The following is a 26,216-nucleotide window of genomic DNA, read 5'->3' as shown; positions in this document are numbered from 1 at the left end:
GATTGAGGACTCGAACATGCAACAGCTTCCTGGTTTCAAACGCGTGGTCACCGGGCACGATGCCCAGGGCCAGGCGGTGGTCGCGCTCAGCGGACCAACGCCCAACAGCTTCCCGCTCAAGGCCGTGCCCGGTACGGTTTTCCATGAGATCTGGAGCAGTGACGCCAGCCCGGCCGTGCTGGATAACGGCGACGACCCCACCAACAAGCCGCTTCAACTGAGCCCCGCCCCATTGGGCAGCGTCATTCGCGTGGTGGATATTCCGCCCGACAGCGTGCAGAACCAAGTCAGCGCCGAGGATGCCGCGGCCGCCTTCGCCGAAATTGGCCAGGCTCATGCCGGCACAGGGCAGGCGGACTCCAAGCACAAGCTGATGCATCGCACCGAAACGCTGGACTACGGCGTGGTCACCGAGGGCGAGGTCTGGCTGGTGCTCGATGGCGAGGAGGTGCATCTCAAGCGCGGTGACATCGTCGTGCAGCGCGGCACCAACCACGCCTGGAGCAATCGCACCGAGCAGATGGCGCGCATGCTGTTTGTGCTGCTCGATGGTCGCTTCGCCCCCGAGCTGCAAGGAGAATCGGCATGAAGCTCAGCACCCTGAAAGATCACAGCCGTGACGGTCGCCTGCTGGTGGTGTCGCGCGACCTGGCCTGGGCGGTGGAGGCCAGTGACATCGCCGGGACACTGCAGGAGGCCATCGAGCATTGGCCGAGCGTTGAAGCCGCTTTGCGCGCTCGCTATGACGCCCTGAACGAAGGCTCGCTGGCCGGGGCCTTCGCCTTTGATCCGCAACAAGCCGCCGCACCCTTGCCGCGTGCCTGGCAGTGGCTGGATGCCTCATCGTTTCTCAGCCATGGCGAGCGGATGCAGAAAGCGTTTTCGCTGGACCCGATTGAAGGTGTCGAGCACACGCCGCTGATGTACCAGGGCTGCGGCGATGACTTCCTCGGTGCTCGCGATGACATCGTGCTGCCCAGTGAAACCCATGGCATCGACTTCGAAGGTGAATTCGCCGTGGTGGTCGATGAGGTTCCCATGGGTTGCTCGGCACAAGACGCCATCGACCATATTCGGCTCATTGTGCAAGTCAACGACATCAGCTTGCGCGCACTTGCACCCCGAGAGATGAAGACGGGCTTCGGGTTTATCCAGGCCAAATCCTCGTCAAGTTTCGCCCCGGTGGCAATCACCCCAGACGAGTTGGGCGAAGGCTGGCGCGACGGGCGGGTGCACCTGCCGCTGAGGGTCGAGTGGAACGGCCAGTGGTTCGGTCATGCACACGGTGGTGCCATGCATTTCGGCTTTCATCAATTGATCGCCCACGCAGCGCTGACCCGACGTCTCAGGGCCGGCTGCGTGATCGGTTCCGGCACGGTTTCCAATGCCGACCCCACGGTGGGCGCGGCCTGCATCGCCGAACGTCGTGCCGTTGAGATGATCGAGCACGGTGCGCCACGGACGTCCTTCATGCGCTTTGGCGACCGCGTGCGCATGGAGGTCTTCGATGTGCAAGGGCAATCGGTGTTCGGGGCGATAGACCAGTGTGTCGTGCGCGGAGGCCTCCCATGCGCGTGATGATTACCGGAGCCAATGGTTTTGTTGGCCGGGCGCTAGTGAAACGATTGCTCCAGATCAATGAGTTGCGCGGCCGGTCGATCAGCGCGTTGATCTTGCTGGACAAGGAATTGGTGGGGTTTGCTGAGGATAAACGCCTGCGCCAGCATTGCGGCAGTGTCACCGACGCCGCGCTATTGCGCCGCGCCTTGGCCGATGGCATCGATGTGGTTTTTCACTTGGTCAGCATTCCAGGTGGCGCGGCCGAGCAGCATTATTCACTGGGCTATCAGGTCAACCTGTTGGCAAGTCTGGAGCTGCTTGACCAGTTGCGCGAACAGCCTGGCGTGCCGGTGCTGGTGTATGCCAGCAGCGTGGCGGTGTACGGCGGTGACCTGCCGGCCCGCATGGATGAGCGCGCCGTGCCGCACCCGCAGTTGAGTTACGGTGCGCACAAGGCGATGGTGGAAATGGCGATCAACGACCTTGCCCGACGGGGCGAGGTGGACGGCCGAGCCGTGCGCCTGCCCGGCATTGTCGCCCGTCCACGTGAACCCAACGGCCTGCGCTCGGCGTTCATGAGCGACCTGCTGCACGCCTTTGCTCAAGGTGAACCGTATTGCTGCCCGGTGTCGCCCCAGGCGCAGGCGTGGTGGATGTCCGTGCGGTGTTGCGTGGATAACCTGCTGCGGGCCGCCGAACTGCCCGCCGTTGAGCTTGGCGAGTCACGTGTCTGGCAATTACCGCTGTTGCACCTGTCCATTGCCCAGGTCATGGATGCCCTGGCCGCCGCCTACGGGCAGGAACGCCGCGGGCTGATCAGCTTCGCACCGGACGCTGGACTGCAAGCGTTGTTCGGCAACTTCCCCGCAATGAAAACCCCTCTGGCCCGTGCCCTTGGCTTTCGCCATGACGGCTCGGCTGGCGCCTTGATACGAAACAGTTTGAAAGCTGCTGCCCCGACGCGTCGTGCGCGTGGGCGGGTGGGGCTTGGAGTGAGCGAAAATGCAATCAACTAAACGCCGCCTCGTGGACCTGTCCGTCACCCTGGACAACAATCCCTACACCGATCCGCCGCCATTGCTGCCGAAAATCGACTACATGGACCATCAGCAAGGCTGGCCGGAGATGGCCGCGATGTTTCCCGGCCTGTCCAAGGCGCAACTGCCCGGTGACGAATCCTGGGCGGCTGAGCGCTTGCAGATCACCACGCACAGCGGTACGCACATGGACGCCCCTTGGCACTACGCCTCGACCACGGACGGCGGCAAGCCGGCTTTCGGCATCGATGAGCTGCCGCTGGATTGGTGCTTGCAACCGGGCGTGAAGCTGGACTTTCGTCATTTACCCGATGGCCATGTGGTCAACGCCGCCCAAGTGCAAGCCGAGCTGGAACGTATTGGCCATGTTCTACGGCCGCTGGACATTGTCCTGGTCAACACCCGTGCCGGCGCGCTGTTCGGCCAGCCAGGGTACCTGGACGCCGGGGTCGGCATCGGCCGTGAGGCCACGTTGTACTTGTTGGAGCGCGGCGTGCGCGTGGTCGGCACCGATGCCTGGAGCTGGGATGCGCCGTTCAAGTACACCCGCGAACGCTTCGCCGCCACGGGCGATGCCTCGATCATCTGGGAAGGGCACAAGGCCGGACGCGACATCGGCTACGGCCAGATGGAAAAACTGGCCAACCTGGAATGCTTGCCGGCCTATGGATTCCAGGTGTCCTGCTTTCCCTACAAGATCAGGCACGCTTCGGCCGGTTTCGTCCGCGCCGTCGCGATTTTCGAGGAATGAGCGTGTCGGCGGCCGGCGGGAAAAAGCGTGGCAGCCTGTCCCAGGGGCTTGAGGCGCTGCTGTCGGAGCACATTATCGAGGGCCGGCTGCGTGGCGGTGAACAGTTGCCCACCGAGTCTGCCCTCATGCTGGCGCATGGCGTCAGCAGGACCGTGGTGCGCGAGGCCATGTCGCGTCTACAGGCCGCGGGAATGGTTGAGACCCGCCACGGCATCGGCACGTTTGTGCGCGGCAGCAGCCTGTCGCTGGGGGCCTTCATCGACCCGGCTACCCTCGGCATCATCACTGACTCGCTGGCGATCATGGAGTTTCGGATCGGTCTTGAGGTGGAAGCCGCCGGGCTCGCCGCCCAGCGACGTAGCCCGGATCAGTTGGCGGGGTTGCGGGTGCTGCTCGATCAGCTCGGCCAGCCTGCAGTCAGCGTCAATGATCGGGCCGCGCTGGATTTCCAGTTCCATTTGGGCATTGCCCAGGCGACCGGCAATCACTACATCGCCGACACGCTGCTCAACCTGGGCGAGGTCATCATCCCCCGCAGCCGACTGGATTCCGCGCGCCTGTTTCACGATGAGCCTCAGCACTACGAGCAGCGCATGCAAAGCGAGCACGAACAGATTTACCAGGCAATCTTCAATCAGGACGCTGAGTGTGCGCGTGCCGCGATGCGCCTGCACCTTCAGGACAGTCGCGAGTACCTGGACCAGGCCCGCCAAGCGTTGATGACATGACGGATAACCAGAGCTACCCGGTGCCGGACACGGCCACGCAGCCGCCTGCCACGGCGCTCACCATCATCGATCCTCGCTGGACCTTGTTCGTCCGTGTCGTGGCGGCTGGCAGTCTCAGCAAAGCAGCCGTGCTGCTGGACATGCCGCAGTCCATGGTGAGTCGCAATATTGCCTTGCTCGAATCGCAATGTGGCGAACGCCTGTTCCATCGCACCGGGCGCGGGGTGGTGCTGACCGAGTTTGGCGAGCAGCTGCTGCCCTGTATATCGGATCTTCTGGCGAACGCTGAAAGCCTTGCCGATGACATTCGCAACCTGCGTGGCAAACCAGTGGGGGAGGTGGTCGTGGGCATGTTGCCCTCCGCGGTGCGTCGGTTTGCGGGGACGCTTTTTGCGGCGGTGCGTGCCCAGATGCCCGGTGTGAGATTGCACCTGATCGAGGGCGCGAGCGCTCAACTCGAAGAGCAGTTGCACGATGGTCGTCTGGATATGGCGCTGGTGCTGCGTGAGAGCGAGGCGAGCATCGGCCAAGCCCATCTGCTAGCCAGGCTACCGCTGCACCTGGTAGGACCCGCTGCCGATCCTCTGTTCGGAAATCGAGATATTGCGCTGGAAAATCTATCGGGGCTGCCATTGGTCGTACCAGGGCGACCGCATCTGCTGAGGGCCAGGCTCGATCATTTGGCCGCCGAGCAAGGCGTGGAGCTGTGCGTGGCCGTGGAAGCCGACTCGGTCCAGCTCCAGTACGAAGTCGTCGCGGCAGGCGGAGGCTATGCGATTGCCTCTGTGCTGCCCGGCTCGCTGGATCAACGACTGGTTTCATCGCGCATTATCGAGCCTGTGTTGGAGCGCTTTGTCGTGCTGGTCGAATCGCCCCGGCGCCCCTTGACCCGTGCTTCCCGTGAAGTGCGACGGCTGATTTGCAATCTGTCCATGCCATCGATTTAAGCGATAGCTGCTTTGCATCCCCAGCAGTATTCGGTGGGGGGCGCGCCTCGTAGGGTGTCAGTCAACCAACGACTGATCCCCGATTGCGAGGTTTGCGCCATGCATCATGCCCAAGAACGCCAAGTCATTGCCCCGACGCTTTTTCTCAGTGACGCCGATGTGGCCTCGCTCGCCGACTGGAGCACCGCCGTCGCCGCGCTCGCCGAGGCGTATGCACACCCTGCATCGGATGCCATGGTGCCGCCTCGCTCCATGGCGCGGGGCGATGGCATCTGGCTGCGCAGCCTGAGCGCTGTCCCACCCACTGGCGGCCACATGGGCTGCAAGTTGATCGCGGCCTCCATGCGGGCGCGCTGTGCCAGCTACCTGATCGCGTTGTTCAATCAGCAAACCATGGCGCTCACTGCCCTGATCGATGGCAATCGGGTCACGGGTTTGCGCACGGCGGCAACCGCTGCGCTGGCGGTCGATTTGCTGGCGCCCAAGCGCGGGCTGCGGGTGGGGGTGATTGGCTCGGGGTTCGAGGCCCGTGGCGCGTTGGACTGCCTGAAGTCCGTGCGCGATGTGACTCAAGTCCGGGTGTTCAGCCCAACGCCCGCGAGCCGCGAGCGTTTTGCCGAAAGCTTCAGGCCTGGGCTGGATATCCAAGCGGTGAACAGCGCGCAAGAGGCCGTGCAGGATTGTGATGTGGTGATTTGTGCCGCCCGCAGCCGTGACGAGTCGCCAGTGTTGCAAGGCGCATGGCTTTGCCCCGGCACTACGGTCGTGTCGTTGGGTTCCACCTTGCCTGAGCAACGGGAAGTTGACCCTGTCACGATGGAGCGAGCCGTCTGCATCGTCGCCGATATGCCGCAAGAGGTGCTTCACGATACCGGTGACGCCATTGCTGCGATCAGTGCCGGCGTGTATGTCGCCGACAAATTGGTCGCGCTGTCGGACCTGGTCGCGGGTCGTGTCACCCCACGGCAAAACGAAAGCGACATCGTTCTCTACAAGTCTGTTGGCTCGGCGCTGCAGGACGTCGTCATCGCCCAAGCGCTGTACGAGCGCGCCCGGCAACAAGGCCTCGGCATCGAGTTGCCCGCCAGCATTGTCCCTGTCTCGAAATAACCCCTCCACCGTTCGAAGGAAAATCATCATGGCCACATACAAGAAAGCAGATGCCCGTGCCTGGGCGCGGGAAAACCTGGTGGGCTGCTCGGCGGTCACCATCCCAAGTTTCAGTGCCGACCTGAAGCGACTCAACGAACGTGGCATTCGCCACGACATTGAACATACGGTCGGCCTGGGCTACAGCGCCACGTTGCTGTGCAGCGAACTGGCGATCTCTCCCCAGGAGAACGCGCAGTTCACCGCCTGGGCCCGTGAGTCGGGGAAAAACCTGATCCTGTTCTTCCACGCGGCTTTTGGCACGCTTGCCGAGAATATCGAGGCGGTGAAGCTCGCCGAGAATGTCGGTGCCGACATCGTCCTGCTCTCCTATCCGCCGCAGTTCTGGCCGACCAGCGAGCAGGAAATCTACGACTACACCAAGTCGTTCTGCGACGCCACGGAGCTTGCCGTCATGCTGTTCCCGATCCCGCTCTGGGGCTTCGAGCGCGTGCATCCAGCGGGGATGTCGTTGGAGTTGGTTCGTCGGCTGTTGGCCGATTGCCCGAATATCGCGGCCATCAAGTCCGAGCAAGGGTTTCCGCTGCCGGCGGGCATTTGTGAGATGTATCACCACTTCCGCGATCAGGTGGTGATCAGTTGCCCGATCGAAGGCGACGCAATCCCCTTGATGAGCCTGATGAAACTGCAATTTTCCGGCACCAGCAACACCGCCTGGATGAGTGACTACTACCCGAAAGCGTTCGAGCTGGCACGCACGGGGCGCTTCGAAGAGGCGATGGAGTTGTATTGGAAGGTCAACCCGGCACGCAGCGCCAACGGCGCCGCCGCGCAGAGCTACGCCGGCGGCACCGGGGTGCTCAATCGCACGATGTGGAAATACCAGGACTGGCTCGCCGGCTTCAACGGCGGCCCACTGCGTGCCCCGGCGATGCGCGTGCCGGATCGTTTCATGAAGTCGCTGCGCCAAGGCTTGGTCGCGTCGGGGTTGCCGGTGACTTCGGATCCTGACAGCGCCTTCATGATCGGGCGTCATCCGTGCTGATCGGGAGGGTTGCACAATGAAGCATTTACTCAAGGATCCTACGCTGTGGCGCGACGGTGCGTATATCGCCGGTGAGTGGCTGGCCGAGACGCCGCACGGTCACTACACGCTGCGTAATCCGGTGGATCAAACGGTGCTGGCCGAGTTGCCGCGCTGTCGCGAAGCTGAAGTCCGGCACGCCATCGACGCGGCGCACGAGGCCTTTGGCCCATGGCGTCGGCTGACGGCCAAACGCCGTGGCGAGGTGTTGCGCCGCTGGTATGAGTTGATGGTCGAACATCGCGAGGACATTGCCACGCTGATTACCCTGGAGGAGGGCAAGCCCCTGGAGGAGGCGCGGGGTGAAGTCGATTACGCGGCGTCTTTTGTGCGCTGGTTTGGCGAGGAAGCCACACGGGTGCGCGGTGATCTGATTCCGGGGGTGAAGGACACTCAGCGCATTGTGGTCCTGCGCGAACCCATCGGCGTCTGCGCCGCGATCACGCCCTGGAATTTCCCCGCTGCGATGATTACACGCAAGGCCGCTCCGGCCCTCGCGGCCGGTTGCACCATGGTCGTGAAGCCGGCCAGCCAGACGCCCCTGACCGCGCTGGCACTTGCCGAACTCGCTCAGCGGGCGGGTGTGCCGGCAGGCGTTTTCAGTGTGATAACGGGTAATGACACTCGCGACATTGCCGGTGAACTCACGGCCAACCCGTTGGTGCGCAAACTCACCTTCACCGGCTCCACCGAAGTGGGCCGGCTATTGCTGGCGCAAGCGGCACAGACGGTCAAGAAATGCTCCATGGAACTGGGTGGCAACGCCCCGTTCATTGTCTTCGACGATGCTGATCTGGATGCAGCCGCTGATGGGGTGATGTTGGCCAAGTTTCGCAACGGTGGGCAGTCCTGTATCGGCGCGAACCGGGTGCTGGTGCAGTCAGGGGTTTATGACGCATTGGCGGAGCGCATCGTCGAGCGCATGGCACGCTTGAAGGTCGGCAATGGCCTGGAGCCGGGTGTCCAGGTCGGGCCGTTGATTGATGAGGCGGCGGTAGGAAAATCCCAGGCCCTTGTCGATGATGCACTGGCGCAGGGTGCCCGACTGCTTTCCGGCGGCAAGCCCCATGCGCTGGGCGGCTGTTTCTTCGAGCCCACCTTGTTGGCCGATGTGACCCATGGGATGCGGGTCGCTCGTGAAGAGATCTTCGGTCCGGTCATGCCACTGGTGCGTTTCGACACGGATGACCAAGCCATTGCCATGGCCAACGACAGCGAGTTCGGCTTGGCGGCGTATCTGTTCAGCCGTGACGCGGCGCGTATCTGGCGCAACGCCGCGCGCATCGAGTCGGGCATGGTGGGCATCAACTGTGGCTTGATTTCAAATGAGGTCGCACCCTTCGGCGGGGTGAAGCAGAGCGGCCTCGGGCGAGAGGGATCCCACCTGGGAATCGACGAATTCCTTGAGGTGAAGTACCTGTGCTGGGATGGCTTGGAAAGCGTGTGACGTATGGGCGCGAGCTTGCTCGCGAAGGTGTCGGCACATCCAACATCACTGCCAACTGAGCCACCGCTATCGCGAGCAAGCTCGCTCCCACAGGAGAATGGTGGTGTACCTGGATCTCCTATCCAACCCAAAAACCGTGTGGGTGTTCAGCCATCGGACAGGCTGATCCCCCACACCCATCACCTCCTGCGATACCTCTGATTGTGCAAAGCGATTTCAGCGCGGATAGCCAATTCGATAGTCTCGACGTTGATCCGGCATTGTCAGTCGGAACTTCATGAGCCTGTGGCATTGAGTCGATAGCGCTGCAGAACTCGTCGGTGCGCCATGCAATGTCTGCCCGAGTGAATAAGAATAATTAGGAGAGCGTGATGATTGCAGCAGTCAACAAGGTCCTGGTGATCGGAGGAGGGTTCTCCGGTATGACCGCGGCTATCCAGCTCGCCCGCCAGGGCATCGAAGTGGACCTCGTCGAAATCGATCCGTTGTGGTGTCCCTTGGGAGCGGGGATTACGCTCAGTGGGCCCACGCTGCGAGCGCTTGATACGGTTGGGATTCTGGAACGGGTCGCCGAGGAAGGGTATTTGTCGACCAATTTCGATGTGTTTTCACCGGCCGGCGACCTGATCGTGCAATTGGCGCTTCGACCGCCGGTCAGCGATAAACCGATACCCTGTGGTGGCGGCATCCTGCGCCCGGTACTGGCTCGGATATTTGCCGACAGGACGCGGGAAGTGGGTACCCGTGTGCGCCTGGGCATCACCTACGACAGCGTCATCGAGCATGACGATGGCATTAACGTGTCTTTCACCGACGGGACCACTGAACGCTATGACCTGGTCGTTGCCGCTGATGGCGTGCATTCGCGAACGCGAAAGGACTTTTTCCCGCAAGCGCCTTCGCCAAAACCCATTCATCAGAGCGTCTGGCGCGCGGTGCTGAAGCGTCCGCCGGAAATCGTGCGCCCCACTCATTGGCTGGGTCGCACCAAGGTTGGCGTCAATCCGATCTCCGAAACGCACATGTACATGTTCCTCATGGAAAACCGCGCGTTTTCCGAGTGGATCGATCCGGCCAGTTGGCCGGGTGAAATGGCACGCCTGCTGAGTGAGTTTCCAGCCCCGATCCTGCAAACGCTGGTGCCGCAACTGTACGAGGCGGGCGCCAGTATCGACTATCGTCCGCTGTCCAATCTGTTGGTGCCGCTGCCCTGGCACAAGGGCCGTATCGTGCTGATCGGCGACACGGTGCATGCCACCACGCCGCACCTGGCTTCCGGGGCTGGTATCGGTATTGAGAGCGCCATCGTGCTTGCCGAAGAGTTGCTCGCCAGTAGCAATCTACAGACGGCCCTGAGTCGGTTCGAAACGCGGCGTTGGGAGCGTTGCCAACTCGTGGTCGAGAACTCCGCGCGCCTGTGTGAGATAGAGAAAAGCGGTGGGGACAAGGAAGAGCATGCGCAGATCATGCGTGAGTCCACTGCGACGCTGGCTGAGCCTATCTGAGGGATCGCGACCCTTCTGAATGGAAGGGTCGCGCTGCGGTCTTCAGGAGCAGTGATCGAAAATGACGACCTCTTTGACGTAAGCGAAAAAAGACGCCGATGTCAGCGCCACGCCGTCCTCGGCAAGTTTTTGAAACAGCGCTCGCTGATACTGCCGAAAGGTCGAAAAATCCGCTTCATTTTCAAACCACAGGCTAGAGGCGCCTTCGTATACGGCGATGTTTGGCCCGAAATAGGCCGTCACCTTGTCACCCTCGGGCAGGTACCGGGAGCGAACATACCGGCGTAGGGTGTTCTGGAAGTCGGGCTGTTCCCGGGTAATGCTCTCGTGAGCGGCGTCCCAAGCGTCGAAAAAACGATCGAGCGCCATGGCTGGGTTCTTCTTCAGAAGGATCATCACTTTCCATGGGAGAGGCGCTGTAGCGGTGCTAGCCGTCTCCACTTCATCCATCAATTGAGCGAGTTGCTCGGAAAGGTCCGCGAAGTTCTTTGCATCAGGGCCGACGGTTTGCTGGGTATAGGGATCGCTGAAGGTGCGAATCAAACCCGGCACGTCTTCAAAAAACAGCTCCGTAATAGAGTCTTTGTGGAAGGACTGTGCGTAGGCACTGTCAGTGTCAACTCCGAAAGCCGCGTCAATGACATGGTTCTGCACGTACCGTTTGACGCCTAACGGTTTGGCTTTAGCGATTGCTCCGTGGGTGTGCTCTACATAGTTTAGAAACTCGGCATGCGTCATTCCTGGTTTTCTGCGTACAGCGGCTAGGATCTTAATCATGAGCGCGTTCTCGTTTTTGGCATGGGCGACAAGTCTTGGACCTTAAATGCAATGTGCGCGGGTGTTATTCATCTAGTTGTTTTCCAACACCAAAATATAAGGCCAGGTTTATCCCGCGAACCAATCGGTATTCGTGCTGGTAGGTATCGCGCAATAACATGCGTGAGCAGCCTTGAGTCCGATAGTGCGCCACACACTTCGGCCCGCGCCGACTCAGGTGGTGTCGGCTACAGTTCCTGGTAACCGCAGGAATGTATCTTGACCGCCACGGAATATTGCTCATGACGAAAAGCCCTCCATTCCAATCGCTCGGTTGCGCCGAATGCCGCAACCATGAGGCGCTGGGGTTCGATTTCACCATGGCCTTCCAGCCCATTTTCAACGTGCGGACACACGCTGCGTTTGCTTATGAAGCGTTGGTCAGAGGCGTCAATGGCGAATCGGCTGGCTACATCCTGGGGCTCGTGAACGACAGCAACCGCTACCGATTCGACCAGGCTTGCCGGGTGAAAGCCATCGAGGAAGCTGCAAGGCTGGGCCTGCTGGACATTCCCGATTGCTTGCTGAGCATTAACTTCCTCCCGAACGCCGTATACCGGCCGGAGACGTGCATCCGGGCTACCCTGGAAGCGGCGCGCCTGGCCCATTTCCCACCAGAAAGGCTCATGTTCGAAGTGACCGAAGGCGAGAAGGTGGTCGATCCTGATCACCTCAAATCGATTTTCGTGGAGTACGAGCGCCAGGGTTTCACTACCGCCATCGACGATTTTGGCGCGGGGTATTCGGGCCTTAACCTGCTGGCCATGTTCCAGCCGCAGGTGCTGAAGATTGACATGGCACTGACCCGAAGCATCGATCGAGACTTGGCCAAGCAAGCGATCGTCGAAGGCATCATCCTGGTCGCCAGGCGCTTGGATATCCTGGTCATCGCCGAAGGTGTCGAGACCCGTGAAGAAAGCTCGACGCTTCTAGGCATGGGGATCGAGCTGATGCAGGGATATTTGTATGCAAGACCCGAGGTCGGTCATCTTCCGGCGGGATGCTTTGACTGACGACTCAATCCAGGCGTCTTGCCCGTAATGCGCTTGAATGCGCGACTGAAAGCGGCCTGGGAGGTATAGCCCAAGCGCTGCGCCACCTCTTCAATCGGCAGCCTTTCGAGCGTCAGCCACTGGCTCGCCAGCCGCATTCGCAGCTCGGTCACGTAGCGCAACGGGGCCATGCCAATCGTCATCTGGAAACGGTCAGCGAAGACTGAGCGAGAGGTATTGCATTGCTCCGCCAGCTGCGCAACGGTCCAGTCGCGCCCCGGTTGTTGATGGAGCGCGAGGAGTGCGTTGGCCAAGCGTGGATCGCGCAATGCGGCGACCAGGCCAGAGGCATTACCGCAGGCGCACTCCACCCAACCGCGAACGACCATGGCGGCCACCACGTCGGCCAATCGCGCAAGTATGCCCGCGAAGCCGATACGTGCGGCGCTGACCTCGCGTTCCATGGTGGTCAGGATAGGCACCAGCCCGGGGTAACGCTGGCCGCCGGCATCGATCAGCATCAGGTCCGGCATTAGCCTGCCAAGGCCATGGATGCTGCCCAGTTCAAATTCCATGCAGCCACTGAACAAAACGGTGGGCGGCGTGGGGCTGGCATCGGTTCCGGCATCTACCGCGCTCACGGTATCGCCGAGGGGGGCGCCGTCCAGACGGTCGATGTCTTGAACAGGAACATCCGTATGGGAAAGCAATTGGTGGGCCGCACCTTGGGAGATGAATACGGCGTTTCCAGCAGACAGCGCATACGTTGCCCCGTCTTCCATTTGCAGCACCGCATTGCCGACGGCCAGGAAGTGGAACCAGGCATGCCCGGGTTTGGCAGCGAAGCCCAGGCCGAAGGTTGGACCGGCTTGAATACGCCGGTATTCGACGCCACGCAGGCGCATGCCGCGCAACAGCTCATTGATGAGTTCCGAGGAGAGGGCAAACTGATCGGTAGGCATTATTCAGGTGTTTCAATCAAAAAATAGAGGTTCTTGATCATAGATCATCCAGATTTGCACGCCTAGACTGCGGGTCGCAATGACAATTGGGAGACCCGAGCAATGACTGACTGTGTTTGTAATGCCGTATCCGACAGCCATCTCGGCGCCGGGGCGGATGTTGAACCTGCGACGCCCGCATGGATGCCCGTATTTTCGTTGGCAATGGGCGTGTTTGGATTGCTGACTGCAGAGTACCTTCCGGCCAGCCTGTTGACGCCCATGGCGACCGACCTGGGGGTGTCCGAAGCGTTGGCTGGCCAGGCGGTAACGGTCACTGCCGTGGTCGCACTGTTCGCTGGCCTGCTGGTGCCAGGCCTTACCCGCGGTATCGATCGCCGCTGGGTGCTGCTGGGTTTTTCCACGTTGATGATCGCCTCCAATCTACTGGTCGCCGTTTCCTCCAGTCTCGCGGTGCTGCTGGTCATGCGTATCTTGCTGGGTATCGCCCTTGGCGGGTTCTGGAGCATGGCGGCAGCGGTGGCGATGCGCTTGGTGCCGGGTGCTTTGTTGCCCCGGGCGCTCTCGATCATTTTCAGCGGCATTGCCGTCGGGACGGTGGTTGCGGTCCCGCTGGGCAGTTACCTGGGCGGGCTATACGGCTGGCGTAGCGCGTTCTTTGCAGCGGCGGCAGTCGGCGTGGTGACCCTGGCTTTCCAGTCGTTCACGCTGCCACGCCTTGCGCCGCGCCGGCCGGCACGCCTGCGCACTGTATTGCAAGTGCTGCAGCGCCCGGGCATCGCCATGGGCATGTTCGGTTGTGTGTTGGTGCACAGCGGCCACTTCGCTATGTTCACCTATGTCCGGCCGTTCCTCGAAGGGACCACTGGCATCGGCCCGCAAGGGTTATCGCTGATGCTGCTGGGTTTCGGTGTGGCGAACTTTGGCGGCACGTTGTTAACCGGATGGCTGCTTGAGCGCCGCCCGCTGGCCACCCTGGTGTTGATGCCGACGTTGGTGGGCGTTGCAGCACTGGCGCTGGTTTTGTTGCCGGCCTCGGTGCCGGGGCAGGCGGTGCTGCTGGCGATCTGGGGCTTGGCCTTTGGTGGTGTACCGGTGGCATGGTCGAACTGGGTCGCCAGCGCGGTACCCGATCAGGCGGAAAGCGCCGGTGGCATGGTGGTGGCATCTGTACAGTCGGCCATCGCAACAGGCGCCGCTGCTGGCGGTGCGATGTTCAGCCTCGGCGGCAGCGTCGGCGTATTCGTGGCGGCGGCTGTGTTGATGCTGTTGGCCGCGTTGCTGATTGCGTTGCGGGTCCGGGTTCCTTCTGCCCATGGCAATGCCCAGGCCAGGCCCGCGCTGCACCTCTGATCCTGCTTCCCAGCCGCCCCGATTTCTGAGAAGCGGTGTTATCACGGCGACCTAGTTATCCAAGAAATCCGTGAGTATGTCTGTGGATAACCGCGCTGATGCCAGGCAGGCAGCGCGTTTCAACGGGCGCTCAAAAAATGTACAGGCAGTTTGATGTCATCTTCCGCCGTGGGCGATTGAGTTTAAACAGGGCGCTGAAAACCGGGACCACCTTGCAGGCATGTTCGAGGGAGCCGCCTTCGCTTTCAGTACAGACTTGAGTCGTCAACGCTTCTGAATTGCCTCCGAACCCCTTCTGCGCAGCCTATTCCGGGAAAAGCGTACCCTGCCGGCGCAATGCCACATCAGTCTCTTTATTTGTTCGGGTTGTGACTATTGACACAAATGGTCACATGAATAAATATGACGCGTTTGTCTCGAGAGATCACCATGAATCAGCGCCGCGGCAGGCTTCCGGTTTTTCCTGGCAGGTCTCTACGGGGACCACTGTCAGCCCGTTCAGGGAGCGCTGATATGCCCAGCCTTGCCCAGTTGCTAGCAATTCGTCACGAGCTCCATCCACCTCAGCTGCTGTTTCAAGAGTTCAAATAATGAAAAAAATAATGCTCAAGACCCCACTGGGGCTCGCCGCTCTGCTCGCAACTTCTCATGTGCTTGCCAGCGGATTCGCTCTTAATGAACAAAGCATCAGCGGAATGGGATCGGGGTTTGCCGGTCGTTCGTCCTCTGCTGAAGATGCGAGCACCGTTTTCGGCAATCCGGCAGGCATGTCTCGATTGAAGAGAGAGGAGGTGAGTGTCGGCGCGGCGATGCTTTTCGCGAAGTCCGACATAAGCCAAACCAGCAGCACCTTCGGTGGCCAAGAGGACGGCGATATGGTGCCAGTGACCACGGTGCCAATGGGTTACTACGTCAAGCCCATTGATGAGCACTGGGCATTCGGTGTTGGTTTTTATGTTCCTTTCGGTCTGATCACCGATTATGGCAGCGGTTTTGCCGGGCGTTATTACGCCAACAAAAGCGAGGTCACGACCCTTACGTTCCAGCCCACTGTCAGCTATGCCTTTAACGACAAAGTCTCGATTGGCTTCGGTCCCACCCTCAACCGAATCAGCGGTGAAATATCGGGAATGGTGCCCAATCCACTGAGCCCTGGCCGCAACGATGGAAAACTCAAAAGCACTGGCGACGATACGGCCCTCGGTTTCAACGCCGGGATCCTGGTGCAGGCTACCGACCGGACCCGTTTGGGGATGACCTACCATTCCAAGGTCAGTTACCACTTGGACGCCAAGACCAAGGTCACCGATGGAATTTTCAGCGTGCTGGGCGTCAGTGGCGAAAGCTATGACGCGTCGCTGGATGTGGATACCCCGGAGTCGGTGGACGTCTCGGTGACTCATCAGCTCAACAATGATTGGACCCTGTATGCGGGGAGTACCTGGACGCGTTGGAGTCGCTTCAAGGAACTGACCATCGAGAATTCGGGATTGCCTCCTTTGCTCAGCGGCTCGCTCGGCACCATTACCGAAGAGCAGAATTGGCACGATACCTGGGCTCACGCCATCGGTGCGGCGTATCGGTTGAACAACCAATGGGTGCTTCGCGCAGGTTTGTCGGTCGACCAGTCGCCCGCCAATAACACCAATCGCGGACCGCGTATCCCCACGGGTGACCGCACGGTGATCAGCTTCGGTGCTGGCTGGACACCGGTGGAAGATGTCACGATCGACGTCGCTTATTCTTATCTGCAGGAGGAGAGCGTGCAGGTCAACCACACCTCAGCGACCCGGGGTGCCTACCGTTCCAAGTATCAGAACAGCGCCAATGGCCTGGGTGCTTCGGTCAGCTACCGCTTCTGATGGGACTGCCGCGTTACGGTATCTGAACGACTGGGGGGCACCTGTTGCCTCCCGGTCTTTTAGGCGCGCTCACCGCGTTGAGACTTTCCGATACGCGTTCGGCGACTGTCCAAACCAGCGCCGGAACGCACGCGCGAAGGCTGTAGCATCCGCGTAGCCAAGCTGAAACGCTAGATCCTCCAGCTTCATCTCGGTATTTCCCAACAGTTGCCCGGCGAGTTGTTTACGCTCCGCCTCGACGAGTTTGCGCAAAGTAGTGCCTTCCTCTGTCAGCCTGCGATGCAGGCTGCGCGGCGCCATCGCCAGCTGATTGGCAACCTCTTCAAGGGACGCTGCCAGTCCCGTTGCCCCCAACAGAAGTTGTCGGACCTGGCCGGTGACGCCGCCGACTTGCCGTCTCTCCAGTTGCGCGCGGCACTGCTCTTCCAATAACCGGACCAGATGTGCGTCGTACATCGGCAGCGGCAACTCCGCATCTTGCCGACGCAGCACGATGGCGTTGCGCGAACAGCCATAGTGCGGCGCGATGCCGCTCAGTGCTTCGATTCGGTCCGCGTGCGCCGGCGGGCTGCCTTGAAATTCGAGCCGTAGCAGGCGCAATCCCGACAACGCGAGCTCGTCGAACAGGCGAATGCTGGTCGCCATGTCTCGTTCCAGCAGGAATTGCCGCAGGTGGTGCGGGATCGCTGAGGCGTCGACGCTCGTGCCGTATTCATGCTGATCGCAGAATATCTCCAACCGGCAATACGCCGTGCTCAGCGGCAGGTAGCGCAAGGCGCACTGAACGGCCTCGCGCACATTGCGGCTGGTTCGCAGCGCAAATCCCCAAAGGCCGAAAGTCGCCACGTTGTACCGCAGGCCAAGCTCGAAGCCCAACGCGGGAACGTCCGGCAAAGCCAGCATCAGGTTTTCGATCAGGCGCATCTCCTGCTCACGTGCGATCAGGGCGTCCGCGTCCCGCAGTTGCGCTTCGATGATGCCGGTGCCCAGCAGGCAGGTCTGCGCATCGACGCCATAGCGCGCAGCGAAATTCACCATCACCTGACTGATGGCCACGGGGTGCTTGAAGATCGCGTGCTTTGGTATGCCCATGCCGAAAACTTCTAAGACAACGGTGTGATACGGCCTGGCCAGAAATGCATGGCAATAGGCGTCCCAGGTCCTACTAAGGGTACATGACTACCGACTAAGGTTGCGCAACCCACCAACAATAAGAACGTCCCGGGAGGACGACCATGGATCAGGATCTCGACGCGCTGAATAAAAAAGCCGTTGCCACGGCACGCGAATACACCACTGAACTGGCCTGGCCGACGATGGCACTGGTGCTACTGGTGTGGGCATCGCTTATCGGCGATTTTTATCTGTTCGCGACAGGCCAGTTGTCCCTGCCAACGGCGACACTGATTTATGCCGTTGTCACCTACATGTCCTATACACCCCTGCATGAGGCCGTGCATGGCAATATTCATGGTGCTCATCATCGATTGCGGTGGCTGAATGATCTTTGTGGGTACCTGGTCGCGCCTTTGATGATGGTGCCGTTCTCTACTCACAAGGTCGAGCATTTCACCCACCATCGTTTCACCAACCAGCCGGACAAGGATCCGGACTACGTCGTTAATGGCATGAGCGGTGGATTTCTCGCGTTCCTGGCGTGCGGATTTCGTTTTCTGTGGGTCCAGAACACCTTCCTGTTTCGCGATTATTGGCCGACTGCTCCACGGCGGGTGAAGGCAATCTACATTGCAGAGGTGCTGTTCGCGATCGGCTGGCGTGCCGCGCTCATTGCGTTCATTGAGCGAGAACATACCTGGGTGCTACTGGTGTTCGGCTACTTGGCCGGTGGGTACTTCGTCGCGTACTGGTTCGCCTATCGCCCCCACGTGCCTTACCAGGAGTCCACGCGTTACCGGAACACCAACAGCCTGATCATGCCCGGCTGGATCAAACCGTTGGAGTGGTTCTGGCTCGGCCAGAACCTGCACTCCGTGCATCACCTGTTCCCACGGGTGCCGTTCTATCGCTACCACGCATTGCACCGCCGTATCGAGCCGATCATGCGTGCTCACGGTACGCCGATGATCGGCGCCTTCAATCGACGCAATGTCGACGCTGCTCGACGTCCTGAGTAACAAGGGTTGCGACATATTCTTCGCCATTGGGTGGCGGGATGGTGGTAAAGCAATTGCTCCGCGTGGAGCTGTTGAGATGGAGACCCGCCGGTGCAGCAGCCACTGTGAGCTCTTATGGATCGCTCAGTTGGCTGAAATTCTCCATGGCCGCGCGGAGCGGGCATGTTGAGACTATGCTCATTGCCACTGCAGCAATGTACTGGTTTCAATTGTCGGCCGCCCAAGAAAGGAGTCTGTATGTGCCTGTTTTTTCCTGCTCGGTTCTCTTCGGGAGTGGCCGAATGAGCGGCTTGGTATCCCATATCGTGTGGCGCCTCGCTGGCTGCGTGGCCGGGCTGGCGATGGTTGCCACCCCTCCAGCCCAAGCGGCCGAGGGCGGTATCGCCGACGGCCCGACCGCAAGCTATAGCATTGCCTTCAGCAACTCCTACGCGGGAAGCGATTTCCGCAAAGTCATGGTGAGCAACTGGCAGGAGATCGCGGCCCAGGCGCAAAAGGATGGCTTGATCCGGGAGGCTCCGGTGGTCAGCGCCAATAACTCCGCATCGGAACAAGCGGCCCATATCCAGGACTTGATCGTCAAGGGCACCAACGCCATCGTCATCCTGGCCGCGTCCGACACGGCCCTCAATGGGGTGATCCGCGACGCTTGCAACGCCGGCATCGTGGTGGTCGTGATGGCCAGCCTGGTCACCGAAAGCTGTGTCTATACCGTGGACTACAACTGGTCTGCCATGGGCCGCGTGGAAATCGATTACATCGCCGAGCGCCTCAAGGGGAACGGAACGCTGTTGGAGATTCGCGGCATTGCCGGCGATGCCACCGATAAGAATATCAGCGACGGTATTCGCAAGGCCGCTGGCGACTACCCAGGCCTGAAGTTCGCCAAGACGGTGTACGGGAACTGGACGGCTTCCGTGGCACGCAAGGAGGTGGCGCTGGCGCTGCCGTCGCTGCCCGGCATTGATGCCGTCGCGACTCAAGGGGGCGACGGTTATGGCGCGGCCATGGCGTTCAAGGCGGCGGGGCGCCCATTGCCGATCATCGTGATGGGGAACCGTCAGGATGAACTCGCCCTGTGGAAACAGGAACGCGATGCCAATGGTTACGAGACCGTCTCTGTCTCCGCCTCTCCGAGCGTTTCCCAGGTGGGTTTCTGGGTGGCCCAGCAGATCCTGGCGGGCAAGCAGGTGCCTAAGTTCGTCGAAGTGCCGTTGGTGCGTATCGATGGGAAAGACCTGGACGCCTGGCTCGCCACGATGCCGGTGGGCGGTGCCGCCAATCCTTTCTACAGCCAGGCTTCCGTCGCGGCGATGATCGACGCGGCCATCAACAATAAGGCGTCGCCCACGCCTTTGCCGGAAGTTACCAAACAGTAGTGGCGCGCGGGAAGCGGGGAGGCGCCATGGTGACATTCCAACTCGCCACAGACAGGCCCATTGCCGTCAGGATTGGCCTGGCGGTCGCCGCGCTGGTGTTCCTGATGCTGGCGGTGTCGCTGGTGAACCTCTACGGCCTGCGCGGCATGGTACGTGCGGTGGATTCCGCCAGCCATTCCGCGGAAATCCTGGCCTCGGTCAACGGGGCCACCGGACGGGTGGAAAACTTCATTGCCACCCGCGACCAGGAAAGCCTGTCCCAGGCCGAAGGCATGGTGGCGGCGGCTATCGCCGGTCTTTCCGCCATTCCGGTGGCCGAGGCGCAATCGCTCAAGGGCAGCCTGGAACGGCTCGCCGCGGCGATCGCCACCTTGCGGGCGGCGAGCCTGGCCATGGAGGGTGAAACGGAAAACATGACAGCCCACTACGGCCGGATGCGAGAGGCGACCCTCCTGGTCGAACAGGGCATCGCCGATGGGTTGAAGGGGGTTGAGTCCCGCGCCGTTGAGCACGAAGCGCGGGCGGGCAATATCGAAAGTACTCATCGCATCCTGGATACCCTGCGCAACGGCGAACGGATCATCACCGCCAATGTGGCCAGGGTGCTGGTGACCGGTGACGGGGCGGCCGCCACTGCGGCGCGCAGTGCCGGCGCGGCACTCCAGCCCGTGGTCGAACAACTGCGCGAACTGATGGGGGCGCCACAGGAGCGAGAGACCCTGGATCAATTGGCGACGGCGCTCGCTGCTGCCAGCCGGGCGCTCGAGCATCTTGGCGATGCGCCCAAGCTCCGGGGGGACGAGGCTTTGCGGCATCTCGCTGTCGTCGGGGATGTGGTTGAGCGCCTCGAGACAATGCTGGCTGACGTGGAGGGGCAGGTCGCCCATGACGCAAGCGACATTCAGGCAGCCACCGGTTTGCTGCACAATGCCGCCGCGTTGTCCAAGCGTTTCGCCGAGCGTGTCGCCACCCTGGAGGCGCAGACCTTGTCGTTCCGTCTGTCACCGTCGACCGAGATCGCCAGTTCGGTCGGCGCCATCCTGGACGAGCTTTCCCGTCTCTCTCGGGTTCTCCCTTCGTCCGTGGGGCTGCAAGCCAAGGCTACGCCCCTGACGGTCAGCGATCAGATCGCCGGTTACCGGGCGGCATTCGCCAGGTTCCATCAGGCGAGCAATGCCCTGGGCGGCGCGCGCGATCAGGTTCGCAACGAGGCACGGAGCGCCGGCCTGTTGGTGGCGCGCTTCGCTGGCCAAGCGCGCTCCGACGCCTTGATCCACAATGATCGCAGCATGCTTGCGACAATACTTGCGGGCACCGTCGCCATTCTGCTGGCCGGCGCTATCGCCTGGAGCACGTCGCGATTTGTCGCGCAGCCCATCGTGGCCCTGGCCTCGGTCATGCGCCGGCTTGCCGCCGGTGACCTGAACGCCGAGATCGCCAGCGCCGGACGCGGCGACGAGATTGGCATCATGACCCGTGCCGTACGGGTGTTCCAGGAGAATGCCCTGCGCATCCGCGTGCTGGAGGCCGAAGCCGAGGCCGAACGACAGCAAGTCCAGGCCTCTCTGGAAAGAATGGTCGCCGAACGGACCGACACGCTGCACCAACAAACCGAAGTGCTGGAGGCGCAAGCCGTCGAACTCATTCAGGCGCGCAACCAGGCCGAGACCGCTAACCAGGCAAAGAGTGATTTCGTCGCCACGGTCAGCCACGAACTGCGCACTCCGCTGACCCTCATTCTCGCCCCGCTGGAGCAGCTTTCAGCGGCGACCACCCCGCCAGTGGACTGGCGGGTACAAATCGAACGCGCCCAACGCAATGCGCTGCGCTTGATGAACCGGGTGAATGACATCCTCGATTTCTCCAAGGCCGAAGCGGGCAAGTTTGAACTGTGTCCAACGCCCATTGACTTGAACACGGTGGTGGGTGTGCTGGCCGAGGATGCCGCCATGGTGGCCGAGGGCAAGGGCTGCACCTTGACCGCCAGCATCGATCCCGCGCTCGGCACGGTGTTCCTGGATCCCCGACACTTCGAGAAGATTCTGCTCAACCTGGTCAGCAATGCCATCAAGTTCACGCCCGCCGGCGGCACCGTGCACCTGGCGGTGACGCCAATGGATGGCGAGCGATTCGAACTCGCGGTGCAAGACTCGGGGATTGGCATTGCGCCCGACAAACTGCCGCTGCTGTTCCAGCGGTTTTCCCAGATCGACAATTCCGCCACGCGCCATTACAGCGGCACAGGCATTGGCCTGGCCCTGGTCAAGGACCTGGCCGAACTGATGGGGGGCGAAGTCGGCGTCAACAGCGAGCCCGGACGAGGTTCGCGTTTCTTTGTCCGGCTGCCGCTGGGGGCTGAGCAACACACTGTGCCGACCGAAGCCAGCCATATGCACGAGCGATCGTCGCCAAGCACAACCAGCACGATAGAGCAGCGCCACCTGCGCTTTGACGACGGCCGCCAGGGCAGTCGCAACGACCGGGCATCGACGCCAGGCACAGACGACGAGCAGCATCCGGAACATGCCTTGCGATCCAAAGTACTGGTGGTCGACGACAGCCCGGAAATGCTCAGCTATCTCAGCGAACTGTTGCACGACGACTACATGGTCGCCACCGCAACGGATGGAGAGCAGGCCTGGGCACTGCTGCAGCTTCGCCCCATCGATGTCGTGGTTTCGGATGTGATGATGCCGAAGCTTGACGGCTTTGGCCTGACAGCCCGGATCAAGGCCAGCGCCGGTTTTGCCCATTTACCGGTGATCCTGGTGACCGCCCGCGGTGGTAGCGAGGCGTGCGTCTCCGGGCTGGAGAGTGGCGCCGATGACTACATCGCCAAACCCTTCTCGCCGCTGGAGCTCAAGGCCCGTGTGCGCGCGGCGCTACGCATGAGCCAGGTGCAAACCGAACTGCATGCAAAATCCCGCCAGGCGGGCATGGCCGAAATCGCCACGACCGTGCTGCACAACGTCGGCAACGTCCTCAACAGCGTGAACGTATCGGCAGAACTGGTCAGCAGTCAGATGCGTTCCTCCAAGGCCCAGGGGCTGGGCAAGGTGGCTCAATTGATGAGCGAACACGTCCATGACCTGAGCGATTTTCTCACCAACAACCACAAGGGAAAGATGCTGCCCGATTACCTGCTCAAGCTGGCAAAGGTGGTGACGGAAGAGCAAGAGGGCATCATCGAAGAGCTCGGGCAACTCACCAAGGGCATTGACCACATCAAAACCATTGTCGCGGCCCAGCAGTCCTATGCCGTCGCCGTCAGTATTGTCGAGACAGTGCCAGTCGCAGCGCTGATCGACGATGCCTTGCGCATGAGTGCGGGATTACTGGCGCGCCGGGAGGTGACGGTGGTCAAGGACCTTGCCGACTTGCCCCTGCTGCCGTTGGACCGGCATCGGGTGCTGCTGATTCTGGTGAACCTGATCAACAATGCCAAGCAGGCGTTGGACAGCGTGGTCGATCGCAGCCCATGCGTCACGTTCAGCGCGTTCCTCGCTGACGGAGCATTGCGCATCACGGTGGCCGACAACGGCAATGGGATTGAGCCTGAGCACCTCAAGCGTATTTTTTCCCATGGCTTCACGACGCGCAAAGACGGTCACGGTTTCGGCCTGCACAGCTGCGCGCTGGCCGCGCAGGAAATGGGTGGCAGCTTGACCGTGCACAGCGACGGGGCCGGACAGGGCGCAACCTTTACCCTCGATATTCCTCTTGATGCTTCGCTGAGTCAGCGAAGCACACCGAACCGGCACGTCCAGCCGGTCGACGATATGCCCGCGACCCATGAGTGAAGGTTTTACCCGCCGGACCTGGTGACTGCGATGGGCCGCTGCACGCGCGCGCTGGGCCACAGCAGCGCGGCCAGGCCAATGGCATAGACAACCGCAAACAGCACGTAGGCGATACGGGTGGAAAACAGCTGGGGCGTTTCCGTCGGCAACGGTGATACACCGAGCCCGAACAGGATGAGGAACGTCATGAGCCCTGCGCCGAATACCTTGCCAGCGGTGTTACCCACGGCGGCTTTGCCGGCAAACAGCAGGCTGACCAGCAGCAGGATCAGCGCCACCAGCCACAAGGTCGGCCGCAGTTCGAACAGCGTAAAGGCCAAGGAAGCCACGACCCCACCCAGCAGGTTGACCATCACCAGCCCGAGGGCGCTGCGGCTGCTCATGTCCAGAGAGAGCTGGCTGAGCAACGAGGCCACCGTGATGGGCACGACCATCGCTGTGGCCAATCGTGGATCGCTCAGGCACAGCGCAATCATGGCCAGCAAAATCGCCGCGCTGGCCATGGCCTGGCGAATCACCAGCGTCAGCTCGCGCGGCTGAGCGCGTTGCGGGTCGGCCTGTTCACCCGCAGGGTCGGGCAGCAGCGCATGGGCGCCCCAGGTCAGTAGCAAACCCAGGCTGACCGCCTTGACCAGAACGAGCACGATGGACTCGCCCAGATCGCGCTGCACGGTATCGAGCATCGGCACCACAATGGCAATCACCAGCATCAGCGCCGGTCCCGCGCCGCCCAGTTGTCGGCCTTGGGCGGTAAAGCAGGCGAAATAAAACAGCCACAGCGACGGCAGGAGCACCCAAGGCCGCTCACCGAACATGCCGGTCATACCCACCAGCAGCGCGCCGGTCAGCAGACTCGCCAGCAGCATTATCAATCCCTGGGATAACGCGGGCGGACGGCGGCTGGCCAAGAGGAACTGGGTGGCAAACAAGGGCGCGAGAAAGGGCAGGATGTCACCCAGGACCAGACCCGTGCACAAGCCTACGGTCGCGGCCAGGGCGACGCGCAATCCCTGGCGTTTGATCCGCAGCCGTTCCAGCGCAGCTTGCCCATCAATTGACCCATCAATTGACATAGTTCAGCCAGGCGCCCAGGCGTGTCATCAGTGCCCCCAGCGCGTTAGTCATGGGGTTGTCATCGGTATAGATCACCACGGTTACCTGCGAGCCGTAACGTGGGCCTATCGGGTGCGGTTCCTCCACGATCAGGCGTACGGGAAAGCGTTGCGGGTCGCGCACCCAACCACTCTGGTTGCGCACGGAGGGCAGTGCGGCGTTGCTGCTATCTTGTTGCGCGACACCCCAGCCAACGCTTTCAACATGGCCCTTGAATACCCGGCCCGGCAAGACATCGAACACCAGTTCCGCCGGGTCGTCAGCCTGCACATGCTCCAGGCTGTTTTCCTTGAAGGCCGCAGACACCCATACCGTGCCCCTGTCGATGAAGGTCAGTGCCGGTTGGCCAGCGCTGATGACCTGGCCAATGGCGAGCTGCAGGTTGGTGATTACGCCATCGGCGGGTGCAATGACTTCGGTACGCACCAGATCCAGCCGGGCTTTTTCCAGCGCGGCCAGGGCTTGCTTGAATTGCGGGTTGTCGTTGCCTTTGGGCCCCAGTTGCTGGCGCGCCCGTTCCAGGTCGGCTTGGGCTTTGCTCACGGCCGCTTCGGCGGAGCTCAGCGAGGCTTTGGATTCATCCTGGCGGGCGGGGGCGAACACACCGCGCTCGACCAACTGATTCACCCGCCGGGCTTGCTCGCGTATGTTGTCGCGCTGCGCCCGCGCCGACACCAGCTGTGCCTGGGCGGCATCCACCGAGGCAGTACTGGCACCCAAGGTTTGGCCGGTTTCCTCCAGTCGCGCTTCAGCCTCGTTGACGACAAGTTTGTAGGGTTGCGGGTCGATACGAAACAGCACCTGGCCGGCCTTCACACGGGCATTGTCGAGCACGGCGATTTCTGTCACACGGCCCCCCACCTCGGCAGCCATTTCGACCACATAAGCTTGCACCACGGCTTGTGACGTCGAGGGCGTGCGTCGCTCCATGAAGATGGAGAGGGTGAACAGCACGGCGATCAACATCGCAACGCCTAGCGCAATACGCCGCAATGGGTTGGCTGGCCCAGGCTTTTCAGGCGGCGGTTCAGTCTGGCGTTCAGGCTCGAAGGAAACGGGCGGATTCTGTGTTCCGGGCATGTCGGCACCTGCGAGTCATGGCATTTCAAGAACAGCTGACAGAGCGCCGGGGGGAGGCGATCCGGGCGTTGGTTCAGACCGGGTCGGCGGTCGTGACCCGTGCGGTGCGGATAAACAGCGCGCGCAATTTCTCCCAGAAATTGCCACCCAGGACGAAAAAGCTGCTCACCAACAGTGCATCGCCAAGCAGTTGCAATGCCCAGCTATTGGGACGCAGGCCGGGTGCGAAAGCGTCGACATAGGGTTCGAGAAAGGAGCACACCAAGGGCAAGCAGAACATCACCAAGCCAATACGGTGGCGGGTAACGCTGACCTCCAGCTCGGCGCTGGGCACAAGGCCCGACACGTAGCCGAACACATGTTGCTTGAGCTCCTGGAAACCCGCCTTGCCCATCACCGCGATGACCAGCAGCAACAGCACCTTGTTGATGATGAACAGTGCGCCGGTGATCGCCGCGATGGTGGAGCGGGGGACATCCGCAGCCGCTGCCAGCGGCACCAACAACCACAGCGAGAGCATCAGACAAAGGATGGCGATGCCTAGCTTGAAGCGCC

The 26,216-nt window shown here is 61.5% G+C and carries 22 protein-coding genes and 2 pseudogenes; 18 read left to right on the top strand and 6 right to left on the bottom strand.

Features of this window, described 5'->3' with window-relative positions; genetic code table 11:
- Positions 1-16: 16 nt before the first annotated feature.
- The 10 genes from J3P85_RS16400 to J3P85_RS16355 all read left to right on the top strand — a co-directional run bounded on the left by J3P85_RS16400 (position 17) and on the right by J3P85_RS16355 (position 10,169).
- On the top strand, positions 17-589 hold the full coding sequence (locus tag J3P85_RS16400; RefSeq protein WP_434706391.1) for a cupin domain-containing protein: 573 nt from the start codon (positions 17-19) through the stop codon (positions 587-589).
- Positions 586-1,578: a fumarylacetoacetate hydrolase family protein gene (locus J3P85_RS16395; protein ID WP_434702444.1), complete on the top strand. Its 993-nt coding sequence runs from the start codon at positions 586-588 to the stop codon at positions 1,576-1,578. Before J3P85_RS16400 ends, J3P85_RS16395 begins: the two co-directional genes overlap by 4 nt.
- Positions 1,569-2,576, top strand: coding sequence for an NAD-dependent epimerase/dehydratase family protein (locus J3P85_RS16390; RefSeq protein ID WP_434702443.1), 1,008 nt, complete (start codon positions 1,569-1,571; stop codon positions 2,574-2,576). The genes J3P85_RS16395 and J3P85_RS16390 overlap by 10 nt, the downstream gene beginning before the upstream one ends.
- Entirely contained in the window at positions 2,563-3,348 is a 786-nt protein-coding gene (locus tag J3P85_RS16385; RefSeq protein WP_434702442.1) for a cyclase family protein, read from the top strand. Before J3P85_RS16390 ends, J3P85_RS16385 begins: the two co-directional genes overlap by 14 nt.
- Positions 3,345-4,076, top strand: coding sequence for a FadR/GntR family transcriptional regulator (locus J3P85_RS16380; protein ID WP_434702441.1), 732 nt, complete (start codon positions 3,345-3,347; stop codon positions 4,074-4,076). Before J3P85_RS16385 ends, J3P85_RS16380 begins: the two co-directional genes overlap by 4 nt.
- On the top strand, positions 4,073-5,023 hold the full coding sequence (locus J3P85_RS16375; RefSeq protein ID WP_434702440.1) for a LysR family transcriptional regulator: 951 nt from the start codon (positions 4,073-4,075) through the stop codon (positions 5,021-5,023). The genes J3P85_RS16380 and J3P85_RS16375 overlap by 4 nt, the downstream gene beginning before the upstream one ends.
- 99 nt (positions 5,024-5,122) lie before the next feature.
- Positions 5,123-6,133: an ornithine cyclodeaminase family protein gene (locus J3P85_RS16370; protein ID WP_434702439.1), complete on the top strand. Its 1,011-nt coding sequence runs from the start codon at positions 5,123-5,125 to the stop codon at positions 6,131-6,133.
- A 28-nt stretch (positions 6,134-6,161) separates the two neighbouring features.
- Positions 6,162-7,178 carry a dihydrodipicolinate synthase family protein gene (locus J3P85_RS16365; RefSeq protein ID WP_434702438.1) on the top strand — a complete coding sequence of 339 codons (1,017 nt, stop codon included), beginning with the start codon at positions 6,162-6,164 and terminating at the stop codon, positions 7,176-7,178.
- Positions 7,179-7,194: 16 nt separating this feature from the next.
- Positions 7,195-8,664, top strand: coding sequence for an NAD-dependent succinate-semialdehyde dehydrogenase (locus J3P85_RS16360; RefSeq protein ID WP_434702437.1), 1,470 nt, complete (start codon positions 7,195-7,197; stop codon positions 8,662-8,664).
- Positions 8,665-9,035: 371 nt separating this feature from the next.
- Positions 9,036-10,169 carry an FAD-dependent oxidoreductase gene (locus J3P85_RS16355; protein WP_434702436.1) on the top strand — a complete coding sequence of 378 codons (1,134 nt, stop codon included), beginning with the start codon at positions 9,036-9,038 and terminating at the stop codon, positions 10,167-10,169.
- A 42-nt stretch (positions 10,170-10,211) separates the two neighbouring features.
- Here J3P85_RS16355 and J3P85_RS16350 read toward each other — a convergent pair whose 3' ends face one another.
- On the bottom strand, positions 10,212-10,946 hold the full coding sequence (locus J3P85_RS16350; protein ID WP_434702434.1) for an EthD domain-containing protein: 735 nt from the start codon (positions 10,944-10,946) through the stop codon (positions 10,212-10,214).
- A 281-nt stretch (positions 10,947-11,227) separates the two neighbouring features.
- Here J3P85_RS16350 and J3P85_RS16345 point away from each other — a divergent pair, with 281 nt between their 5' ends.
- Entirely contained in the window at positions 11,228-11,998 is a 771-nt protein-coding gene (locus tag J3P85_RS16345) for an EAL domain-containing protein (protein ID WP_434702433.1), read from the top strand.
- Here the strand turns inward: J3P85_RS16345 and J3P85_RS16340 are convergent.
- The gene (locus J3P85_RS16340) at positions 11,971-12,939 is read right to left on the bottom strand and encodes an AraC family transcriptional regulator (RefSeq protein ID WP_434702432.1); all 969 of its coding nucleotides are present in this window, start codon (positions 12,937-12,939) and stop codon (positions 11,971-11,973) included. The genes J3P85_RS16345 and J3P85_RS16340 overlap by 28 nt on opposite strands.
- Before the next feature lie 102 nt (positions 12,940-13,041).
- On the opposite strand from J3P85_RS16340, the gene J3P85_RS16335 reads away from it, so the two are divergent.
- Both J3P85_RS16335 and J3P85_RS16330 read left to right on the top strand, forming a co-directional pair.
- Positions 13,042-14,292 carry an MFS transporter gene (locus J3P85_RS16335; RefSeq protein WP_434702431.1) on the top strand — a complete coding sequence of 417 codons (1,251 nt, stop codon included), beginning with the start codon at positions 13,042-13,044 and terminating at the stop codon, positions 14,290-14,292.
- A gap of 590 nt (positions 14,293-14,882) precedes the next feature.
- Positions 14,883-16,154: an OmpP1/FadL family transporter gene (locus J3P85_RS16330; RefSeq protein ID WP_434702430.1), complete on the top strand. Its 1,272-nt coding sequence runs from the start codon at positions 14,883-14,885 to the stop codon at positions 16,152-16,154.
- A 69-nt stretch (positions 16,155-16,223) separates the two neighbouring features.
- Here J3P85_RS16330 and J3P85_RS16325 read toward each other — a convergent pair whose 3' ends face one another.
- Positions 16,224-17,246 (bottom strand): AraC family transcriptional regulator, encoded by a 1,023-nt coding sequence (locus J3P85_RS16325; protein WP_434702429.1) that lies wholly within the window; start codon positions 17,244-17,246, stop codon positions 16,224-16,226.
- Between the two features lie 143 nt (positions 17,247-17,389).
- Here J3P85_RS16325 and J3P85_RS16320 point away from each other — a divergent pair, with 143 nt between their 5' ends.
- The 5 genes and pseudogenes from J3P85_RS16320 to J3P85_RS16300 all read left to right on the top strand — a co-directional run bounded on the left by J3P85_RS16320 (position 17,390) and on the right by J3P85_RS16300 (position 23,468).
- Positions 17,390-18,289, top strand: a complete 900-nt coding sequence (locus J3P85_RS16320; protein WP_434702427.1) for a fatty acid desaturase family protein — start codon at positions 17,390-17,392, stop codon at positions 18,287-18,289.
- A 281-nt stretch (positions 18,290-18,570) separates the two neighbouring features.
- The gene (locus J3P85_RS16315) at positions 18,571-19,668 is read left to right on the top strand and encodes an ABC transporter substrate-binding protein (RefSeq protein ID WP_434702426.1); all 1,098 of its coding nucleotides are present in this window, start codon (positions 18,571-18,573) and stop codon (positions 19,666-19,668) included.
- 26 nt (positions 19,669-19,694) lie between these two features.
- A pseudogene (locus J3P85_RS16310) lies at positions 19,695-21,959 on the top strand (ATP-binding protein); the annotation flags it as partial.
- Positions 21,951-22,556 (top strand): annotated as a pseudogene (locus tag J3P85_RS16305) (ATP-binding response regulator); the annotation flags it as partial. The pseudogenes J3P85_RS16310 and J3P85_RS16305, both read left to right, overlap by 9 nt.
- The gene (locus tag J3P85_RS16300; RefSeq protein WP_434706390.1) at positions 22,557-23,468 is read left to right on the top strand and encodes a sensor histidine kinase; all 912 of its coding nucleotides are present in this window, start codon (positions 22,557-22,559) and stop codon (positions 23,466-23,468) included. It abuts the pseudogene before it with no gap.
- A gap of 5 nt (positions 23,469-23,473) precedes the next feature.
- Here J3P85_RS16300 and J3P85_RS16295 read toward each other — a convergent pair whose 3' ends face one another.
- The 3 genes from J3P85_RS16295 to J3P85_RS16285 all read right to left on the bottom strand — a co-directional run bounded on the left by J3P85_RS16295 (position 23,474) and on the right by J3P85_RS16285 (position 26,181).
- Positions 23,474-24,541, bottom strand: a complete 1,068-nt coding sequence (locus tag J3P85_RS16295) for a DUF2955 domain-containing protein (protein WP_434702424.1) — start codon at positions 24,539-24,541, stop codon at positions 23,474-23,476.
- Positions 24,531-25,661: an HlyD family secretion protein gene (locus J3P85_RS16290; protein WP_434702423.1), complete on the bottom strand. Its 1,131-nt coding sequence runs from the start codon at positions 25,659-25,661 to the stop codon at positions 24,531-24,533. Before J3P85_RS16290 ends, J3P85_RS16295 begins: the two co-directional genes overlap by 11 nt.
- A gap of 73 nt (positions 25,662-25,734) precedes the next feature.
- Positions 25,735-26,181, bottom strand: a complete 447-nt coding sequence (locus tag J3P85_RS16285) for a transporter suffix domain-containing protein (RefSeq protein ID WP_434706389.1) — start codon at positions 26,179-26,181, stop codon at positions 25,735-25,737.
- Between the last annotated feature and the right edge of the window lie 35 nt (positions 26,182-26,216).

The organism is Pseudomonas sp. Z1-12, assembly GCF_051132015.1.
GTDB classification, from domain to species: Bacteria; Pseudomonadota; Gammaproteobacteria; order Pseudomonadales; family Pseudomonadaceae; genus Aquipseudomonas; species Aquipseudomonas zanjanensis.
Note: the sequence above shows the minus strand (reverse complement) of the source record. Positions and strands in the feature narration are given on the sequence as shown.

Coding starts and splice junctions, on each gene's coding strand:
- J3P85_RS16400 (WP_434706391.1), top strand. CDS start 17: ATGCAACAGCTTCCTGGTTTCAAACGCGTGGTCACCGGGCACGATGCC.
- J3P85_RS16395 (WP_434702444.1), top strand. CDS start 586: ATGAAGCTCAGCACCCTGAAAGATCACAGCCGTGACGGTCGCCTGCTG.
- J3P85_RS16390 (WP_434702443.1), top strand. CDS start 1,569: ATGCGCGTGATGATTACCGGAGCCAATGGTTTTGTTGGCCGGGCGCTA.
- J3P85_RS16385 (WP_434702442.1), top strand. CDS start 2,563: ATGCAATCAACTAAACGCCGCCTCGTGGACCTGTCCGTCACCCTGGAC.
- J3P85_RS16380 (WP_434702441.1), top strand. CDS start 3,345: ATGAGCGTGTCGGCGGCCGGCGGGAAAAAGCGTGGCAGCCTGTCCCAG.
- J3P85_RS16375 (WP_434702440.1), top strand. CDS start 4,073: ATGACGGATAACCAGAGCTACCCGGTGCCGGACACGGCCACGCAGCCG.
- J3P85_RS16370 (WP_434702439.1), top strand. CDS start 5,123: ATGCATCATGCCCAAGAACGCCAAGTCATTGCCCCGACGCTTTTTCTC.
- J3P85_RS16365 (WP_434702438.1), top strand. CDS start 6,162: ATGGCCACATACAAGAAAGCAGATGCCCGTGCCTGGGCGCGGGAAAAC.
- J3P85_RS16360 (WP_434702437.1), top strand. CDS start 7,195: ATGAAGCATTTACTCAAGGATCCTACGCTGTGGCGCGACGGTGCGTAT.
- J3P85_RS16355 (WP_434702436.1), top strand. CDS start 9,036: ATGATTGCAGCAGTCAACAAGGTCCTGGTGATCGGAGGAGGGTTCTCC.
- J3P85_RS16350 (WP_434702434.1), bottom strand. CDS start 10,946: ATGATTAAGATCCTAGCCGCTGTACGCAGAAAACCAGGAATGACGCAT.
- J3P85_RS16345 (WP_434702433.1), top strand. CDS start 11,228: ATGACGAAAAGCCCTCCATTCCAATCGCTCGGTTGCGCCGAATGCCGC.
- J3P85_RS16340 (WP_434702432.1), bottom strand. CDS start 12,939: ATGCCTACCGATCAGTTTGCCCTCTCCTCGGAACTCATCAATGAGCTG.
- J3P85_RS16335 (WP_434702431.1), top strand. CDS start 13,042: ATGACTGACTGTGTTTGTAATGCCGTATCCGACAGCCATCTCGGCGCC.
- J3P85_RS16330 (WP_434702430.1), top strand. CDS start 14,883: ATGAAAAAAATAATGCTCAAGACCCCACTGGGGCTCGCCGCTCTGCTC.
- J3P85_RS16325 (WP_434702429.1), bottom strand. CDS start 17,246: ATGGGCATACCAAAGCACGCGATCTTCAAGCACCCCGTGGCCATCAGT.
- J3P85_RS16320 (WP_434702427.1), top strand. CDS start 17,390: ATGGATCAGGATCTCGACGCGCTGAATAAAAAAGCCGTTGCCACGGCA.
- J3P85_RS16315 (WP_434702426.1), top strand. CDS start 18,571: ATGAGCGGCTTGGTATCCCATATCGTGTGGCGCCTCGCTGGCTGCGTG.
- J3P85_RS16300 (WP_434706390.1), top strand. CDS start 22,557: ATGAGCCAGGTGCAAACCGAACTGCATGCAAAATCCCGCCAGGCGGGC.
- J3P85_RS16295 (WP_434702424.1), bottom strand. CDS start 24,541: ATGTCAATTGATGGGTCAATTGATGGGCAAGCTGCGCTGGAACGGCTG.
- J3P85_RS16290 (WP_434702423.1), bottom strand. CDS start 25,661: ATGCCCGGAACACAGAATCCGCCCGTTTCCTTCGAGCCTGAACGCCAG.
- J3P85_RS16285 (WP_434706389.1), bottom strand. CDS start 26,181: ATGCTCTCGCTGTGGTTGTTGGTGCCGCTGGCAGCGGCTGCGGATGTC.